Genomic DNA, 569 nt, shown 5'->3' with positions numbered 1-569 from the left:
CCCTTCTGCTGGCGGCGGTGTTCACGCTGCTGCGGGAACTTTTCTCGGGCCGCGCCATGCGCCCGGCAAGCGGCGCGCGGCTTGAACCGATCGACGAGGTGGCAATGCCTCCGGCCGCTTATCAGGAGCCATCCAACCGCCTGGAGCCGGCAATCGCCAACGAATTCGCCAATCGCGCCTCCGAGGCATCATGGCCCGAAACGGTCACGCAAGCACCGGCGCAGCCGCAACCTGCCGCCGAGGTCGAGCCTGTCGCCAAAGCGGAGCCTGCCGCCGAGCCTGAATCCTTGGCCAAATCTGAACCCGTGGCCGAATCTGAACCCATGGTCGAGCCTGAACCCGTCGTGGAGGTTCGGCGGCCGCGCTCCGTGCTCGGCGAGATCGACGTCGAGAAGGCTGCAGAGAAGCTGATCGCCAGCGGGGCGGCGCGCGCCATATTCGTTTCCCCCGAGGGCGACGAAGCGGCGGCGTCGGCGATCCTGGTGGCGCGCGAGGTTTCCGATGCCGGCCTGCGCGTCCTGCTGCTCGACCTCACGGCCTCGGGGGCTGCCTCGCGGCCGATGCTGGAC

General features: G+C 68.9%; 1 pseudogene. It reads left to right on the top strand.

The annotated features are described in order from the left end of the window. A pseudogene (locus EOA36_RS36695) lies at window positions 1-569 on the top strand (chain-length determining protein); the annotation flags it as partial.

The organism is Mesorhizobium sp. M8A.F.Ca.ET.021.01.1.1, from assembly GCF_003998025.1.
Classification (GTDB): domain Bacteria; phylum Pseudomonadota; class Alphaproteobacteria; order Rhizobiales; family Rhizobiaceae; genus Mesorhizobium.
Note: the sequence above shows the minus strand (reverse complement) of the source record. Positions and strands in the feature narration are given on the sequence as shown.